This is a genomic window from Streptomyces sp. NPDC053673 (genome assembly GCF_055585225.1).
This window is the reverse complement of the sequence record NZ_JBVJKN010000040.1, coordinates 14,022-31,016: the sequence shown is the minus strand read 5'-3', so window position 1 is coordinate 31,016 and position 16,995 is coordinate 14,022. Positions and strand designations below refer to the sequence as shown.

The following is a 16,995-nucleotide window of genomic DNA, read 5'->3' as shown; positions in this document are numbered from 1 at the left end:
GAGCGTCGGCCGAGCTGCGGCCCTGGGAGCGGTCGTGCCTTCCCCCTCGGGAGCGGTTCCCATCTGTCCCCCGTTCGTGAAGCGGTCGCGGTCACCTTAACGGGGGCAGTCCGACCAGGTCAGATGGCATGGGCTTCTTTGAGGGGAAGCCCGCTTCCCCTCACTGGCGCACTTGGGAGAAATCGACATGATGGTTGAGTCACGAAGGGCTAACAACCCCCACAGACAAGGCCCAAGGCCCCCTATGGGGCTGTCGCCATCGCTTGTTGTCAGGGCGGGGCGTTCCACTCAAGGGGGAACCCGTGCTCCTACGCCCTCACCGCCCGCATGCTGGCGCGAATCGTCGTCGGCCGCGTTCCGTGAGCGCGGCGCCTCAGTCGCCCTGTTCGAAGACGATCAAGTCTGAGACTATGCGGGCTAGTAGATCGTTTCGGCCGGCCCTCTGATCGCGAACATCATCATCACCTACCTCACTCCTCAGTGCGCCGGGCCAGTTGAGTACCGGCGCGAGACTGCCCCCGAGAGAGGACGCACTGTGTCACTGGACTCCATACCTCGCGCCAAGGGCCGGGTGCCGGGCCTCGGCCACGTACCCCGGCTGGTGCGTGACCCCCTCGGCGTGCTCAGGTCTCTTCATGCTGAAGGCCCGGTGCTGCGGCTCGACATCGGCACCATGCCGGTGGTCATGGTCACCAGCGCTGACACGGTCAACGAGGTGATGGTCAAGCAGGGCCGCAGCTTCCGGAAAGGCCGGCTGTTCGAGCGTGTCCGTCCGTTGGTCGGCAACGGGCTGGCGAACTCCGACGGCGCGCAGCACCGCAAGAACCGGCGCCTGATACAGCCGATGTTCTACAAGGAGCGCCTGGAGAACTACAGCGCGATCATGAGCGAACGGGCCCTGGACCTCGCCGAATCCTGGAGCGACGGTCAAATCATCGACGCCAACGATGTCATGGGCACCCACGCGATCGAGACGCTCGCGGCCACCCTCTTCAGCGCCGATCTGGGCGGCCCTGCCGTTCAGTCGGTCCGGCAGGACCTCCCGGTCATCCTCAAGAACATGCTCCGCCGTGCCCTCGCCCCCAAAGCCCTGGACAAGCTGCCGATCTGGGGAAGCTTCAACGAAGCCTCCAGCCGGATGCGCACCGTGATCGACGACGTCATCACCGCCACCCGAGCCTCCAATCCGGAGGGCCGCACTGATCTGCTATCCCTGCTGCTGTCCGCGCGCGACGACGCCGGAGCCGGCCTGACCGACGACGAAGTGCGCGATGAGCTGACCACGATGCTCTTCGCCGGCACCGAGACCACCGCCTCCGTCCTCACCTGGGCGCTCTACCACCTGAGCCAGCGCCCGGACGTCGAGGCGGAGCTCCTCGCCGAAATCGACAAGGCGATCGGCAACCGGCCCGTCACCTTCGCCGACGTACCCCATCTGCCCAGCATCACCCGGGTGCTGGACGAGGCGATCCGTCTGCACGGCGTAGTCACCCTGATGCGCCGCACCACCGAGCCCGTCACCATCGGGGGCTACGCCATCCCCGCCGAGACCGAAGTACTCCTCAGCCTCTACGCCCTGCACCGCCACCCCGAGCTGTACCCGGACCCGGACCGCTTCGACCCGGACCGCTGGCTGCCCGAGCAGGCCGCCGCGCGACCGCGGGACCACGTCGTGCCGTTCGGGGCCGGCAACCGCAAGTGCATCGGCGACAAGTTCGCGTGGATGGAGGCCACCATCACACTGGCCACCATCCTGCCCCGCTGGAGCCTGCGCCCCGTCCCCGGAAGCAAGCCGCCCACCGAGGCCACCGCCTCGATGGCACACCCGACCCACGTTCCGATGGTCATCCACCGTCGCGACAGCTGACCCGCCGAGCAACTTGTGCCTCACCAGACAGCTCGACGGGCCGGATGGGGAGAAGATCGAGCAGACGTGGTTCCTCGGTTCGGCATCGGCTCCGGCGTCTTGGTTCCGCTCCATGAGCGAGGGGTGCGCGATGGCGTCGGTGCTGGGAATGCTGGAGGAGTCGGGGTGAGAGCGACGCCGGGGCGGGTGGCCTTCTGCCAGAGCTTGCGCTGGTCGGTGGCGAGCGGGGCGGCGAGGCGGAGCTGGGTGTGCGCGGTGATCACGAGCCAGGTCCAGCGGGCCGCCGCCTCCGGTTCACGTAGCCGCGGCCGGGTCCAGCCCAGGGACAGTTTGGGGCATGACCCAGATACGCCAGAAACCCGCCACGGGATGATCAGTGGCGGCCAGTACCGGCGCCCAAGACAGGCCTGGTCGGCCGCCTCCGGTGCTTCGGAGGTGCAGTCATGTTGAGGCAGGGTGCGGGCTCCATGACCCCGCAGGAGCGCTCGCCGCAGCCGTGCGGTCCCAGTGCTTTGCAGATGACCTGCTCAGCCGCCCCGGTTCACCAGCTCGGTGAGCAGGATCTGGGTGCGTGTATGTGCGAATCCCGGCATCCGCTGCAACCGGAGAATCACCTCCTCGAGGTGGTCGGTGTCCCGCACGTGCACCAGGGCCAGTGCGTCGGATTGGCCGGCCGTCGTCCAAGCCCGCACGATCTCCTCCTCCTTGCTGAGTGAGGCGATCAACGACTCGCGCGGGATGCCGGGCGCGACGTAGACCGCGAGCAGCGCCTTCACGCCCAGCCCAAGGGCTCGGTGGTTGAGTTGCACGGTGTACCCGCGGATCACACCGGTCTCCTCCAGCCGGGCGATGCGGCGTTTGACCGAGGACGCGGCAAGCCCGGACACCCGCGCAAGATGCTCCAGTGAGGCTCTGGCGTCTCTCATCAGTTCATGCAAGATTCCGCGATCGATCTCGTCCATACACCGGATTCTTGCATTCAGATGTGGAATGGCGCAGGTTCCCATCGACATGTGGAGCACCCGAGACCTAGCTTCCAGCTTATGGACACCACAGCACTGGCCGCGCTCGCCGCGGAACTGTTCGACATCCACGCCGAGGCCGCGCCACTGCCCGGCGAACGTGACAGCAACACGCGGCTGGACGTCGGGGGGCGGCCGCAGTACTTGCTCAAGATCTACTCGGCCCAGGCGAGCACTGCGGAGATCGAGTTCCAGGAGGCCCTGTTGGGCCACCTGGCGGGTACCCGACCCTCCGTGCCCACGGCCGCGCTGGTCGCGGCGACAACGGCGACCGTCTCCGGGGAGAAGCGGACCGTGCACCTGCTGGAGTGGGTTCCGGGGACCCTGTGGTCGCAGGCCGGCCCGGCAGACGGGCGCAGGTTGCGAGCCCTCGGCTCCGCAGTTGCGGCACTGGACAGCATGCTCGCCGGGTTCGAGCACTCCGAGCTGGACCGTGGCTTCCGCTGGCACCCGCTGCGCGCGGTCGAACTCGAACGCGCGGTGCCGCGCGTCGCCGAGGGTGAGCGGGAGTTCGCCGCGAGCGCCCTCGCTCGGCTCGGCGAGCTGATGCCGGAGCTGCGCACGCTGCCGCAGCAGGCGATCCACAACGACGCCAACGAGAACAACATCCTCCTGGACGCCGACGGGCGGATCACCATCATCGACTTCGGTGACGTGGTGCGCGCCCCGCGGGTGTGTGGCCTGGCTGTGGCCGTGGCCTACGCCCAGCTCGGGCAGCCCGATCCGGTCGCTGCGGCTTGCGCCGTGATCGCCGGGTACCACGCCGAGGCCCCGCTGTCGGCCACGGAGCTGCGGCTGCTGCCGGATCTGATCAACGCCCGACTGGCGATGAGCATCGCCAACAACGTCGAGCAGCGCGCCGCCGACCCGGACAACGAGTATCTGGATAGCAGCCAGCCGCAGATCCGCGAGCTGGTGAAGATGCTCTCCGCCGAGCCACGCGAGCTGCTCGTCGCCCGATTCCGCGACGCCTGCGGGTACCGCGCGGTACCCGCGGAGCGGGAGATCGTCTCCTGGATGCGCTCGGCGGCCTGCGACCCAGCCCCCATGCTCCGCACCGACCCGGCCACCGCGCGGATCCACACCATCGACTGGAGCGCGCACGGCCCCGCCGAGCTGCACATCGAGCGCGGTGCTGAGGGGGTGGACGCGGCGATCGCCGCGGATCGCGCCGCGTGCGGGGGCACGCTCACCCTTGGCCGTTACCGCGAGGACCGCGTGGTCTACCGCTCGGACGCCTTCGCAGGCGGTCCCGGCGGCGAGCGGCGCAGCGTGCATATGGCGATCGATCTGTTCGACGCCGCGGGCGCGCCGGTGTTCGCCCCGTTCGACGGCAAGGTAGAGGCCGTCGAGTTCCGCGCCGCGGACTACGACTACGGCGGTGTCATGCTGCTCGAACACCGCACCAGCAACGGCACACCTTTCTGGCTGCTGGTCGGTCACCTCGATCGGCGCAGCGTCGAGCGGCTGCGTGCCGGTGATCCGGTGCGCCGGGGCGAGACGATCGGATGGATCGGCCGGGCGGCGGAGAACGGCGGGTGGCCTCCGCACGTCCACATCCAGCTGTTCACCACGCTTCTCGGCCGTTCCACGGATCTGCCCGGCGCGATCCGCCCGAGCGAGGCCGACGTATGGGAGAGCATCTGCCCCAGCCCGAACCTCGTGCTGCGCGCACCGGGGAACACGGCCGTCGTCCCGGACCGCGACGCCGAGCAGATCGCCGCGCGGCGCGCCGCGAACCTCTCTCCCAACCTGTCGCTGAGCTACGCCGAACCGCTGCACATCACGGCGGGCGAGGGCGCGGAGCTGATCGACGTGTGCGGCAGGCGGTATCTGGACCTGGTGAACAACGTCTGCCATGTGGGCCACTGCCACCCGCAGGTGGTCTCTGCGATCACGGAGCAGGTGGGACGGCTGAACACCAACACCCGCTACCTGCACACGAACATCGCCGAGTACGCGCGTCGGCTCGCCGCCACCTTCCCCGACCCGCTGAACGTGGTGATGCTGACGAACTCGGGCAGCGAGGCGAACGACCTCGCTCTCCGGCTGGCCCGCACCGCGACCGGCCGGGAACACGTCCTGTCGCTGGACTGGGCCTACCACGGCAACCTGAGCTCACTGGTCGAGATCAGCCCGTACAAGTTCAACCGCCCCGGCGGGACCGGGCCGGGGGAACGGGTGCGGGTCTGCGAGGTGCCCGACCCCTACCGAGGCGCGTTCGGATCGGACGGTCCGCGCTACGCCGAGCACGTCCAGGCACAGTGCGCCGGTCTGTCCGCTGCAGGCACTCCACCGGCCGCCTTCATCCATGAGTCGGTTCTCAGCTGCGCCGGGCAGATCGAGCTCGCCGACGGCTATCTGCTGGCTGCCTACGCCGCGGCGCGCGCAGCTGGTGCGCTGTGCATCGCCGACGAGGTGCAGTGCGGCTTCGGCCGGGTCGGTGAGCACATGTGGGCCTTCGAGCGGCACGGCGTGGTGCCCGACATCGTCACCCTGGGCAAGCCGATCGGCAACGGCCACCCCATCGCCGCGGTGGTGACTACGCCCGAGGTCGCACGCCGGTTCCGGACCGGGATGGAGTACTTCAACACCTTCGGCGGCAACCCGGTGTCGTGCGCGGCCGCACTGGCAGTACTGGACGTGGTAGAGAACGAGCGGCTGACGGCCAACGCCGCGCGTGTCGGCGGCTACCTGCAGCAGCGGCTGTCCGCGATGGCCGAGCACCACCCGGCGATCGGTGACGTCCGCGGGCGGGGCCTGTTCCTCGGCGTGGACCTGGTCGTCGACCGCGCCAGCAGGGAGCCCGACCGCGCACTGGCGAAGCGCGTGGTAGAGGCCGCAAAGCTGGACGGCGTGCTGCTGTCCACCGACGGCCCTGGCGACAACGTGCTGAAGATCAAGCCGCCCCTGGTGCTGGGGATGGAGCAGGCCCACCGCGCCGCCGACGTCCTCGACCGCGCGCTGGCCCAGGCAGTGACCGCAGGGTAAGCCCGACCGCGCACAGGAGCCGTCGCTCGTGAAACACCGGACGGTGGAGCACGTCGAGATACCACTGCACCCCTTCGACGCGGTGGCCATCAGATCGCCCGCCTTGGACGTCATCTCATTTGGAGGCTGAGAGCGCGTGAAGATACTGGTGAGCATGAGTATGTGGGCGGTTGAATGCCGTCGTGAGTGACTACTGGACACCAGCCCATCAGGCTGTGGAACACGAGGATGTGGAGACTTTGGCCCGGCTGCTGGCCAACGGTGCTGATCCAGATGAGGTCTTCAGGAACATGACGCTGCTGACGCACGCGATCGACATCGAGGGGGACAGCGCCTTGTAGTCCGGGCATCCGCTGACGGTGCACACCACAACGGTGCTGCTGGCCTTTGGCGCTGATCCACAGCTCGCGGACCCTGATGGGCATACGCCGATGGACCTCGCTGAGCACTACGCTCACGACCCGGCGATGCAACTCCTGCAGCAGCACATCAGCAGACGAGTCGGCGGTAGCAGATGAGGGTGCAGGCGATGCTCGTGAATGCGAGGAAGTGGTCGGCTTTGCGCTCGTAGCGTCGGTGGAGTCTGCGGCAGCCGGCGAGCCAGGCCATGGTGCGTTCGATGGTCCAGCGGTGGCGGCCCAGCCGCTGCGAGGTCTCGATCCCCTTGCGGTCGATACGGTGGGTGATGCCGCGCCCGCGTAACCATCGCCGCAGGTGGGAGTAGTCGTAGCCCTTGTCGGTGTGGAGCTTGCCCGGCCTGCGTCGTCGGCGTCCACGACGGGAGCGGATCGGCGGTTTGCCCTTCACCAGGGGGATCAGGGGCCTGGCTGTCGTGCAGGTTCGCCGCCGAGATCCCGACGGACAGGGGCAGACCGGTCCGCTCGGTGATCAAGTGGATCTTCGATCCGTACTTGCCCCGATCGACAGGATTCGGACCCGTCAGGTCCCCCTTTTCAAGGCCCGCATGTTCACCGAGTCGATCGCAGCGGGACCAGTCCAACTCGCCGCGGGAGCCGAGCTCGTCGAGGACCAGGCGGTGGAGCTTGGCCCACACCCTCGCCTTCGTCCACTCGGCAAAACGGCGGTGAGCCGTCGCCCCCGACGGACCGAACGACGCAGCGGGCAACTGCTGCCACGTGCAGCCCGAGGTGGCCACGAACACGATCGCGGCCAGCACTTCCCTGTCGGCATGCTGGCGGCGGCCACCGCCCTGAGGCCGCGAAGGCGCCTCCGGCACCACCCGCTGGAACAACCCCCACAACTCATCCGGCACCAGCCGCTCAACAATCCCCACCACGACCCACAGCCTACCGAGGCAACCAAATGAGATGACGTCTTAGGCCCGCAGCAGCCGCGCCCTCTGCCGCCGCAGCCGGTCACCAACTTCAGCACGCCGAGCGAGCATAAGAACTTTTGGGTCTTGCGCGTCAAATCTCTCGTGCTGCTGACCCTTGCTCGGGGTGTGGCCCACGCCCATAGTCGAAGGGACCCTCTTGATCGTGATCGATGAGCGAAAAGGCAGTGCGGGCACGACAGCACTCAGCGCCCAGGCCCCGGAGGCCCCTTCCTCGCCTCCGGTATCGGCCTTCGTCATTCCGCCTCCCGCGCGCTGCGGGCCGGTTGGCGAGATCGCGCCGAGACCTCATATACGGACCGGAGACGCTCAGCGGCGTCACCGCTCCCCGCCGACGGCGTCCGGTCCGGCAATCCATGCTGTGACTCCCCTCTGACGGAAAGGCAGAAATCTCGATGATCAGCCAGTGGCAGCTGCGCGCCGCGTTCGCCGCGCGGCTCTCGGAGTTGTACGGTCAGGAGGTCCCCGCCTACACCACGCTCGTGGACGTCTCGCGCGAGGTCAACGAGGATGTCCTGCGCACTCAGGGCACCGATGCCGAACGTCTGGGGTCCATCAGCCGCGTGACGGCAGAGCGGCATGGTGCCATCCGCGTCGGCACCCCCAGCGAACTGAACCAGGTCGCCCGGATCTTCGGCGCCCTGGGCATGCAACCGGTCGGCTTCTATGACCTGCGTGAAGCCGCGGCCAGCGCGGTCCCTGTCGTTTCGACCGCTTTCCGGCCCATCAACGGCGACGAACTGGCACGCAATCCCTTCCGCGTCTTCACCTCCATGCTCACTCCCGCGGACCCGCGCTTCTTCGACGCGGATCTGCGCTCCCGCCTCGAGAACTTCCTCGCCGGCCGCGAACTATTCCCGCCGGAGCTGCTCGCCCTCGCGGACCGCGCGGAGGCCGAGAAGGAACTGCCCGAGGCCGACGCCGAACGCTTCCTCCACCTCGCTGTGCAGGCCTTCGAGCTGTCCACCGAGCCCGTCGACAAGGCGTGGTACGAAACCCTGGAAAAGATCTCCGCCGTCGCCGCGGACATCGGCGGCGTACGCAGCACCCACATCAACCACCTCACCCCGCGTGTGCTGGACATCGACGAGCTGTACCGGCGCATGACCGAGCGCGGCATCGAGATGATCGACACCATTCAGGGACCCCCCAGCTGGAAGGGATCCGACGTCCTGCTGCGCCAGACCTCCTTCCGCGCCCTTGCCGAACCGCGCGCCCTGCGCGCCTCGGACGGCTCTGTGATCAGTGGCGCCCTGCGGGTGCGGTTCGGTGAGGTCGAGGCCCGTGGTATCGCCCTCACCCGCCAGGGTCGCGCGCTCTATGACCGCCTGCTCACTGTCGTCGACGAGCAGGCGGCTCTCCACCCCCACGATGACCGGGACGAACTCGCCCGCGCGGTGTGGGAACAGTTCATGCCCCACACCGAACGAGAGCTCGCCACCCAGGAGCTGGCCTACTTCACCTACCATGTGGCGCCCGACCGGCCAGGGGACGGCGGCCGCCCGCCCACCAGCACCACCGCCCTGGTGGAACAGGGCTGGGTACGCGCCGAGCCCATCGTCTACGAGGACTTCCTTCCCCGCTCCGCGGCTGGCATTTTCCAGTCCAACCTCAGCGGCGAGGGCTCGCGGGACAACGACCAGAAGGGCAGCGCCTACGACGCCGAATGCCTCTCCGGCGCCATCGACCGCGAAGTCCTCGACCCCTTCGCCCTCTACGAACAGCAGCAGAAGCACTCCCTGGACGAGGTCACCCGGGAGCTCGCACTGGACGCCCCGCTCCGCTGACGTGCCCGTTTTCCTTCTCACCCACGACCTTCGAGGAAGCACCATGATCACTAGAACCACCCTGCCCAGCACCGAGGACCTGCGCGCCCGCGCCCGTGCGAGCCTGGAACGCATCGGCGTCAGCGTCCCGGAGGGCACCGACTTCCAGGCGCGTACGCCGATCACCGGCGATGACCTCTTCGGCCTGACGGCCGCCACCGCCGCCGACACCGAGGAGGCCATCGAGGCCACCCACGAGGCCTTTCTCACCTGGCGCACCACCCCGGGCCCGCGCCGCGGCGAACTCGTGCGCCGCCTGAGCGAGTTGCTGCGCGAGCACAAGAGCGATCTGGCCGACCTCATCACCATCGAAGCAGGCAAGATCCGCTCGGAGGCGCTCGGCGAGGTCCAGGAGATGATCGATATCTGCGACTTCGCCGTCGGCCTTTCCCGCCAGCTCTACGGCCGCACCATCGCCTCCGAACGCCCCGGCCACCGCCTCGCCGAGACCTGGCACCCGCTCGGCGTGGTCGGCGTCATCTCCGCCTTCAACTTCCCCGCCGCCGTCTGGTCCTGGAACACCGCCGTCGCCCTGGCCTGCGGCGACACCGCGGTCTGGAAGCCGTCCGAACTCACCCCGCTGACCTCCCTTGCCTGCGACCGGCTGCTCACCCAGGCGGCCGAAGAGGTCGGCGCACCCCGCGACATCCACCGCCTCCTACTCGGCGACCGCACCATCGGCGAGAAGCTCGTGGACGACCCCCGCGTCGCCCTTGTCAGTGCCACCGGCTCCACCCGCATGGGCCGCGAGGTCGGCCCTCGCGTCGCCGCCCGCTTCGGCCGCAGCCTGCTGGAACTCGGCGGCAACAACGCCGCCGTGGTCGCGCCTTCCGCCGACCTCGACCTCGCCGCCCAAGGCATCGTCTTCGCGGCGGCCGGCACCGCCGGACAGCGCTGCACCACCCTGCGCCGCCTGATCGTCCACCGCGACATCGCCGACGCCCTCATCGCCCGGCTCACCGCCGCGTACGCCAAGCTACCCATCGGCAACCCCTTCGACGAGAACACACTCGTCGGCCCGCTCATCTCAACCAACGCCCTCGACGGCATGCACAACGCCCTCACCCGCGTCCAGGCACAGGGCGGCAAGGTCCTCGTCGGCGGTGACCGGCGTCTGGCCGATGCCGCACCCCGGGCTGCCTATGTCGAGCCGGCCATCGTCCGCGTCGCCGAGCAGAGCGACATCGTACGGGAGGAGACCTTCGCGCCGATACTCTACGTCCTGACGTACGACACATTCGAGGAGGCCATCGCCCTGCACAACGACGTCCCACAGGGCCTGTCGTCGAGCATCTTCACCCGCGACCAGCAGGAGGCCGAGCTCTTCCTCTCAGCCCAGGGCTCCGACTGCGGCATCGCCAACGTCAACATCGGCACCTCCGGCGCGGAGATCGGCGGCGCCTTCGGCGGCGAGAAGGAGACCGGCGGCGGCCGCGAATCCGGCTCCGACGCCTGGCGCGCCTACATGCGCCCCGCGACCAACACCATCAACTACTCCGGACGGCTTTCCCTCGCCCAGAACGTCAGCTTCCTCTGACACCGAATCAGTAGGCCGGCGACGTGAAACACGGCGTCAGGTGGCAGTTGGCCAGGTCCGCAGCAGTGCGGCGATCTTTCCGGCGGTGCAGGCGGGGTCGAGGAGCAGGTCTTTGCGGGCACCCGCAGACACACCTTCACATCGACCTTGCTGACGTCGATCCCCGCACATCGCTCATGGATCACGTCCACTGCCCCCGGCCTCCCTCCCTGTCCGTGCCACGGCAGCGTGACCGTCCGGCAGGGGTCCGGCAGGCAGAAGACTCTAATACGCGTGCTCGGAGCAACACTTCCGGGTGCCTGTCGATGGACCCCCAGCGTCCTACTAACCCTCGGGCTCGGAACGCGCCATTGCGGCTCGACGTCGGCCAGACGGCCACGGCCCGATTTTCACCCGCTCAGGGTGGCCCCGCCAGGGGCTCGGATTACTAACCCAGGCTCAGGCTCCCGGCACGCGGTACGTACCGGAAGCCAGAGCCATGAGCTCATCCTCCTGCCGGAGCGGGTGTCCACCTTCTCCACACCCGCCAGCTGCAGCAGTGGGCCGCCGGGGCATCCCTGGACAATCTGGGCCCGCCCAGCTGATAGGGCTCAGCGGCCATCCACTCTCTGACCACTCGCAAGGTCCCCAGATCGTCAACCTCCCTGAGGTCTCACTGCATACAGTCCCTTGCCCCCAGGTTCCAGTTTCAGGATCCGATCAGTTTGTGCAGGCCGAACGCGCTGGCACCGAAAGCCGAAACGCCGAGCATCAAGCCGGTGGCGATGCTGCCCCCGCTCTCTCATCCGGCGAGGACCCCAACGACCGTCGCCATGACCACCGCTCCAAAGAGAACAAGGGCGACGTGAGCGCTCAACAAGGGACAACCCGAAGACCGGGGTGGACAAGCCGGACCTCTACGACCTGCGGATTAACAAGTCGTACGCCGAACTCGCCGTCGACTACAGGACGTTGGTGGACGGGCCATTGCTTCTCGTGAGCCATGGGTGAAGCCCTGCAGGCCGCACGGTGTCCGGCCAGGCGCTCACCGGCAGGCATGTCCCGTGACGATTATTCATACACCTGAGTGAACCTACGTGTATTCGAATCTCATACACGGGACCCCTCATATGACCCGCTGACTGCGGGCTGTCTTCGTTGGCAGCGGGCTGTTCTGCCCACAGCGGACACCGCCAGCTAATGATCTCGGTGAGGAGTCTTTATGCATAAGAGCTTGGTCTGCCGTGTCCTGGCCGTTGGGGTGGCAGCCCTGTCGAGTGTGGGTGCGGCCGCTCCGGCCAACGCCGCAACGCGCATCGACGTCGAGAACCCGGCGTTCAGCACACCTGGCGTCGAACTCGAAGGGACCAGCTGGCGCACCGTCGGCGTTGGCGGCGACCTACCGGGATGGTCCGTCATTCATGGTGACGTCGATGTCTACGGCCGGGGCTTCGCGAACGCGCCCAATCGCACCCAGGCCCTGTCCCTGAACGGAGGCAGTCCCGGCACCGTCATCCAGACTCTTCAGACCACTCCGGGAAGTCAGGTCGTCATCCAGTGGCAGCATTCCCCTGACACCTGGTCCGGATGCTCGAGTGCCACCAGTCAGGCCTACAGCGCGACGGTCAACGACGCCGATCCCCAGCCCTTCGACCCTGGAGCAGCGACGACACAAGGCAGATGGCGTAAGGCAGCGCTGACGTTCACTGCGACCAGCTACAACACGACACTGGAATTCGCCTCCAGGAATGGCAGCGGCGCCTGCGGACCGCTGATCACCGACGTCGTCGCCCACGAGCACTCCTGACCGCCGGGACGTCAACTCCATCGCCCACAGGCCAAGGGCCGCGGAAGGCTCCTTCGGCTCCGGCGATGAACGGTCGCTCTTCACCCCGGAGGCGCAGCACGAATACGCCACTGTCCTGGCGATCCTGATCACCGCAGGCATGGACCACTGCGACTAACCGGTCACCATCGTCACTCTGCTCGCCGCCCCGAAGCCGCCCGTCCCACCATTCCCGCAACAAGCCCCGACGTGATTCCCATGCGCAGAAGCTGAACTCGCCTGCGGGAAACCCGCGCGACATGACCAGTGGCCGTTCACTATCGTCGCCCTGAGAAAGGACGTGGGCATGGCACTGGTGAAGAAGGGGTCGCGGTGCATAGCCGTCGACGGCACCACCTACCGATGGAGGCTTCGCGGAAGGCCGACCTACGACCAGGGACTGGTCTGGTCTCCTCTCACCTACGCGGTCGAACACGCCGAGACTCCGGCACCACGCTGGTGATCACCACCAACCACCCGCACCCAAGCAACTGGCTCGGCGCACAGGCCAACCCCATCCTGCCCTCCGACGTCGCCGACAGCATTCGCACTGCTCGCGCCAACGGATGGACACCCGAACGGCCCGGTTCTCCACTCCATCTCGACCAGTCAGAGGACTTCGTCCCCTCCCACTGACCTGGCCCACCTCGGAAGGACTCACCGACCATGTGATCGGTGAGTCCTTCTGCTTTCCGCTCCCCACATTCCCCAGTTGATTCACTCCGTGAACCAACTGGGACGAAGAGCAGCACTGGGGAAGATTCGGGTTGTGACCGCTCTTCCGTGACGGCTACGACCACTGCATCATCGGCCCGTCCTTCGTCGAGTCGATCAGTCACTGAGTCGAGGGCACAACCAACTGCAGTGCTCAGTTACAACCGGCAACGCTTTCGCCCGGCTTTCTGGCGGGGCCGTCCGCTGCTGTTCAGTCCTGGTGGATGCCCCGGACGATCCGGTCGACGACCTCCGTGGCCCGCTCCGGTTGCTCCTCGAACCAGTTGCCGAGGTGCTCCCGGACAGCCTCCCCGACACAGACCCGCACGTCGGTGTTGCCCAGCAGCCCGTGCGTGGCGCCAAGGAATTCGGGACGGTCGAGCTTCACCGACACGACTGCCGTGAGGCCCTCGCCGATCCGGTCGGCGCCGGGATCGGGGTCCTCCGCCGCCAGCAGCCCCCGTTCCCGCGCGTACGCGGTGACCGCGGCCGCCACTCCGTCGCGGAAGCCGTCCACGTGCGTGCCGCCCTGGGGAGTGACCCGGCTGTTGGCGAAGCTGCGCATCCGCTCCTCGCGGGAGCCGCTCCACAGGAAGGCTACCTCCATCGTCCCCGCCATCCGCGGGTCCTCCCGCTCGAAGCCGATGACGTCCGGATGGAGGGCCGCCCCTGTCTCCGCGTCGAGGGCGGCCACGAAGTCCCGCACTCCGGCCGGGAACCGGAATAGCACCGACCGGGTCTCGCCCGCCGGGCGTTCGTCGGTCAGCGAGATCCTCAGGCCCCGGTTGAGGAAGGCTACCTGCCGGAAACGCTCCGCCAGCACAGCGAACGAGCAGCGCGTCGTCTCGAAGATCTCGGTGTCGGGCCAGAAGGCGATGGTCGTCCCGCTTCCGGTCGCGGGCTCCACGATGGCGGGCGGGGCGATCGCGACACCGCGCGCGTACTCCTGGACCCGGCGGGCCCCCTCGTACCGCACCTCGGCCGTCAGTCGGCTCGACAGGGCGTTGGCGACGAAGAGACCCACACCGAAATGGCCCACGGTCGCGATGTGCCGGCCACTGGGCTCGGACCCGGCGTGGAGGCTGGTCAGCGCCGCTTCGAGGCTCGGGCCGCCGGTGTCCCCGGCGGCCTCGAAGGGACACCCGGGCCCGTCGTCGGCGACTCGCACGCCGCCGTCGGGCGTGAGCGTGACGTCGACGGAGCCGCTGCGGTCGGCCAGGAGCTGGTTCACCGCCCGGCCGACGACCTCGAACACCAGCTGATGCAGACCGCGTTCGCCGATCGAGCCGACATACATCCCCGGCCGCTTCCGAACGGCTTCCCGCCCCTCCAGCACCTCGATCCGGGCAGCGTCGTATCCCGTACCTTCCCCACTCACGAAGACCCCTCCCATGGCGTCCGGCAGACCTCCCCAGCCTAGGCGGAACCCAGGAAAACGCCAGGTCAGAGCCATTTCGCTGAGGCCGCGGACGGGCTGGTGAGGGCGTGCCGGGAAGCGGTCGGCCCAGGGCCGCGCAACGCGCCCGGAACGCGGTCCGGGGACCCGCCGAAGCCGCGTACGACCCCGTTCAGGACGGCGCTGAGGTCCCCAATCCCGATACGTGGCAGGTCACCAGGGAAGTTCGATCACCCATCTGGTGAGCTCGCATGTTGATGGGTCGCGTATTCCACCCGGCAGGACCTTGGTTCCGAGACCCGCTTCCCCCTGGACACCGGTCTCACCACCCAGAGTGACCGTCCAGGTATCACTTGCCAAGGACTCACGGGCAGGCGTCACCACAGCCCATGGTGATCACCACATCGGACGCCTGGACTGCCTCGCGGTCAGCACCTTCGACGCCGGCGAAGGTGTCGGCGAAGGCCGGCTCACCGTCACCGTAGGGTGCTGTCAGACAGATCGTTCGGCACCGTAGTAGCCGTGGCGCATCCGGAACCTCATGGGGTCGGTACCGTCTGTTTGGATGTGCTGGATGAGCATCGACCTCAGCGGCTCGGGCAATTCCTTGCCGTGTGCTCTGGTCCACTCAAGGGAGCCGAAGAGCTGGGCCGCGCCGTTCAGTTGGGACGGGCTCGGCGCGCGGGTGGCGAGTGCGGCGAGGATGAGCTCGGGCTGTTCGGCGAGTAGCTGATGGTGCACTGCCAGGTCGTACCACTTCAGGCCCCCGGTGGACTCCCTGGCGGGTATTCCGGCCCAAGCCAGCAGGACGCGAACCCGCTCGATCCCGTCGGGATAGCGGTGTCGGGTGAGAGCGGCGAGCCGGTCTCCGGCGTCCTGCACTTGACTTGACCAGGCTTCATGGTCGCGACCCGGCGGGTGAGCTACGTCCGCGGCTGCGTCGGACAGCCCGGTCGGCGCGGCATGTACCCAGCGCGTCCGGCGCCGCTCGTCCTCGGTCTCTTGAACGGCCAGCTCCACCTGGACATCCCGTGATCCGGTCAGGCCTCGCTCCGCCAGCCATTCGGTGAGTGCCGGACCATCCCGCAGGTCGGCGTCGCAATTACCGATCCCTCGGAGACCGGATTGGTGGTGAAGCGTCCAGCAGGCGATCAGTTCGCCGTTCGAGTCGTGCACCATGATCGTCGGCCAGCCGTGGCACAGGCATCGGTCGCCGGTGCCTCCGTCCACAACGGCCAGCAGCTGAGCCAAGTCGGCGATCTCGGCACCGGTGACCACGATCCGCGCCAGGTCGGCGGAGTCGACCTCGTCCGGCGATCCCTCGACGATCACGACGCGCCCGGCGCGGTCCAGCACATCCCGCAGCCGAGCTGTTGTCGGCGCGCCCCCAGCCAGGCCCACCGTTCCCTTGTAGATCACGTCCGCGAGGATATCGGGCAGCTTGACCGCTAAGACGATCTTCGCTGAGGGATTCCGGACTGGTGAACTCACTCGTTGAGCGTCGTCCATTCCCTCTGCGAGTTGACTCTGGTGCCACCGCGTGTGATCGCCGGGGGATATCGGCTCCGGGTCCCGTCGGCCTCGACGACGAGATGGGTAGTGGTCTTGTCGTGGTAGCCGAGGGCCCGAGCGACGACGGGTGCGGGAGCTCGGAGGACCAGCTGGCGGATCGCTGAAGCCCGGCCGCGCTGGGCGGGGACGCCGACGGCTGATTGGCGTCGGTAGGAGGAGCGGAACGACCAGTAGCGGCCTCGGTCTCCTATCTCTGACCCACGGTCGAAGTGGTCCGGGCCCGGCACACCTCTAAACTTCCGGTTCCCAGAGCAGAGAGGACGACCTGTCAGATGGCAGTGCCGGACGCTACTACAGCCAGCTCTCCCAGCGGTGAACCTCAACCTTCCGACCGGCCACCAGAAGGCAGCGACAGGGGAAGGCCCCTGCATCGGCGCATCGCTGACAGATGGAACGGCCTAGCGCCCGCGCAGGCCGACGGCATGGTGCTCAGGTCGGTCGAGGCAGCCCTGGACGTCGGCACCGGGCTGACCCGCATCTTCCTCATGCACCCTCTGAGGAGGGCACTGAGCCCCGGCAAGCGGCGCCGCGTTCAGCGTGACCGTCCCTCGCAGGAGGCGATCGCCGACCAGGCCCGCGGAACCCAGCGCCCGTAAGCATCCAGGAGAAGCTCCCAGCCCTCTGTCAGGCCGGGGCAGCGGGTGAACCAGCAGAGGGCATGGCCGGCTCTACCTGACGCGCCTGCCCCGGCAGCCACAGGAGCACGTCACCAGGAGCTTGGGTACAGCCGGGTGGCTCTGTTCACTACTACCAGCAGCAGTTGTTCACCGGTTTGAGCAGCGTCCGCGGTCGGCTGTGATTCGAACAGTGCAGGAGTCCGGGCAGCGCCGCAGCAGCCGATGACGACTGAGGGGCCTGATGCCGAGGCGCTTCACACCGTGGCCGCCGACTGCCCGGACACCGTCGTCGAGT

Annotated in this window: 11 protein-coding genes and 2 pseudogenes; 8 read left to right on the top strand and 5 right to left on the bottom strand. The window is 68.0% G+C overall.

Annotated features, from left to right (window positions below; genetic code table 11):
- The first annotated feature begins 535 nt into the window (after positions 1–535).
- Entirely contained in the window at positions 536–1,867 is a 1,332-nt protein-coding gene (locus ACZ6ZQ_RS33865; protein ID WP_469772348.1) for a cytochrome P450, read from the top strand.
- A 527-nt stretch (positions 1,868–2,394) separates the two neighbouring features.
- Here the strand turns inward: ACZ6ZQ_RS33865 and ACZ6ZQ_RS33860 are convergent.
- Positions 2,395–2,829: an Lrp/AsnC family transcriptional regulator gene (locus ACZ6ZQ_RS33860; protein WP_469772347.1), complete on the bottom strand. Its 435-nt coding sequence runs from the start codon at positions 2,827–2,829 to the stop codon at positions 2,395–2,397.
- A gap of 81 nt (positions 2,830–2,910) precedes the next feature.
- Here ACZ6ZQ_RS33860 and ACZ6ZQ_RS33855 point away from each other — a divergent pair, with 81 nt between their 5' ends.
- Both ACZ6ZQ_RS33855 and ACZ6ZQ_RS33850 read left to right on the top strand, forming a co-directional pair.
- Positions 2,911–5,880 carry an aminotransferase class III-fold pyridoxal phosphate-dependent enzyme gene (locus tag ACZ6ZQ_RS33855; RefSeq protein WP_469772346.1) on the top strand — a complete coding sequence of 990 codons (2,970 nt, stop codon included), beginning with the start codon at positions 2,911–2,913 and terminating at the stop codon, positions 5,878–5,880.
- Between the two features lie 182 nt (positions 5,881–6,062).
- A pseudogene (locus ACZ6ZQ_RS33850) lies at positions 6,063–6,398 on the top strand (ankyrin repeat domain-containing protein).
- Here the strand turns inward: ACZ6ZQ_RS33850 and ACZ6ZQ_RS33845 are convergent.
- A protein-coding gene (locus tag ACZ6ZQ_RS33845) for an IS5 family transposase (protein WP_469772368.1) occupies positions 6,370–7,168 on the bottom strand; the annotation gives its coding sequence in 2 pieces (ribosomal slippage) (positions 6,370–6,708 and positions 6,710–7,168; 798 coding nt in all). The pseudogene ACZ6ZQ_RS33850 and the gene ACZ6ZQ_RS33845 overlap by 29 nt on opposite strands.
- Before the next feature lie 461 nt (positions 7,169–7,629).
- Between ACZ6ZQ_RS33845 and hglS the strand changes: the two genes are divergently transcribed.
- Together hglS and amaB are read left to right on the top strand one after the other, a co-directional pair.
- Positions 7,630–9,021 (top strand): 2-oxoadipate dioxygenase/decarboxylase, encoded by a 1,392-nt coding sequence (gene hglS / locus ACZ6ZQ_RS33840; RefSeq protein ID WP_469772345.1) that lies wholly within the window; start codon positions 7,630–7,632, stop codon positions 9,019–9,021.
- A gap of 43 nt (positions 9,022–9,064) precedes the next feature.
- Positions 9,065–10,597 carry an L-piperidine-6-carboxylate dehydrogenase gene (gene amaB / locus ACZ6ZQ_RS33835; RefSeq protein ID WP_469772344.1) on the top strand — a complete coding sequence of 511 codons (1,533 nt, stop codon included), beginning with the start codon at positions 9,065–9,067 and terminating at the stop codon, positions 10,595–10,597.
- A 36-nt stretch (positions 10,598–10,633) separates the two neighbouring features.
- On the opposite strand, the pseudogene ACZ6ZQ_RS33830 reads toward amaB, so the two are convergent.
- Positions 10,634–10,723: pseudogene (locus ACZ6ZQ_RS33830) on the bottom strand (fic family toxin-antitoxin system, toxin component); the annotation flags it as partial.
- A 1,075-nt stretch (positions 10,724–11,798) separates the two neighbouring features.
- Between ACZ6ZQ_RS33830 and ACZ6ZQ_RS33825 the strand changes: the two are divergent.
- Positions 11,799–12,383 (top strand): DUF642 domain-containing protein, encoded by a 585-nt coding sequence (locus tag ACZ6ZQ_RS33825; protein WP_469772343.1) that lies wholly within the window; start codon positions 11,799–11,801, stop codon positions 12,381–12,383.
- A gap of 325 nt (positions 12,384–12,708) precedes the next feature.
- Positions 12,709–12,864, top strand: a complete 156-nt coding sequence (locus tag ACZ6ZQ_RS33820; RefSeq protein ID WP_469772342.1) for a hypothetical protein — start codon at positions 12,709–12,711, stop codon at positions 12,862–12,864.
- A 462-nt stretch (positions 12,865–13,326) separates the two neighbouring features.
- Here ACZ6ZQ_RS33820 and ACZ6ZQ_RS33815 read toward each other — a convergent pair whose 3' ends face one another.
- Complete coding sequence (locus ACZ6ZQ_RS33815) at positions 13,327–14,493, bottom strand: ATP-binding protein (RefSeq protein ID WP_469772341.1); 1,167 nt, start codon at positions 14,491–14,493, stop codon at positions 13,327–13,329.
- Positions 14,494–15,003: 510 nt separating this feature from the next.
- Complete coding sequence (locus tag ACZ6ZQ_RS33810; RefSeq protein WP_469772340.1) at positions 15,004–15,930, bottom strand: hypothetical protein; 927 nt, start codon at positions 15,928–15,930, stop codon at positions 15,004–15,006.
- A 575-nt stretch (positions 15,931–16,505) separates the two neighbouring features.
- Here ACZ6ZQ_RS33810 and ACZ6ZQ_RS33805 point away from each other — a divergent pair.
- Positions 16,506–16,679, top strand: coding sequence for a hypothetical protein (locus tag ACZ6ZQ_RS33805; RefSeq protein WP_469772339.1), 174 nt, complete (start codon positions 16,506–16,508; stop codon positions 16,677–16,679).
- Positions 16,680–16,995: the final 316 nt, after the last annotated feature.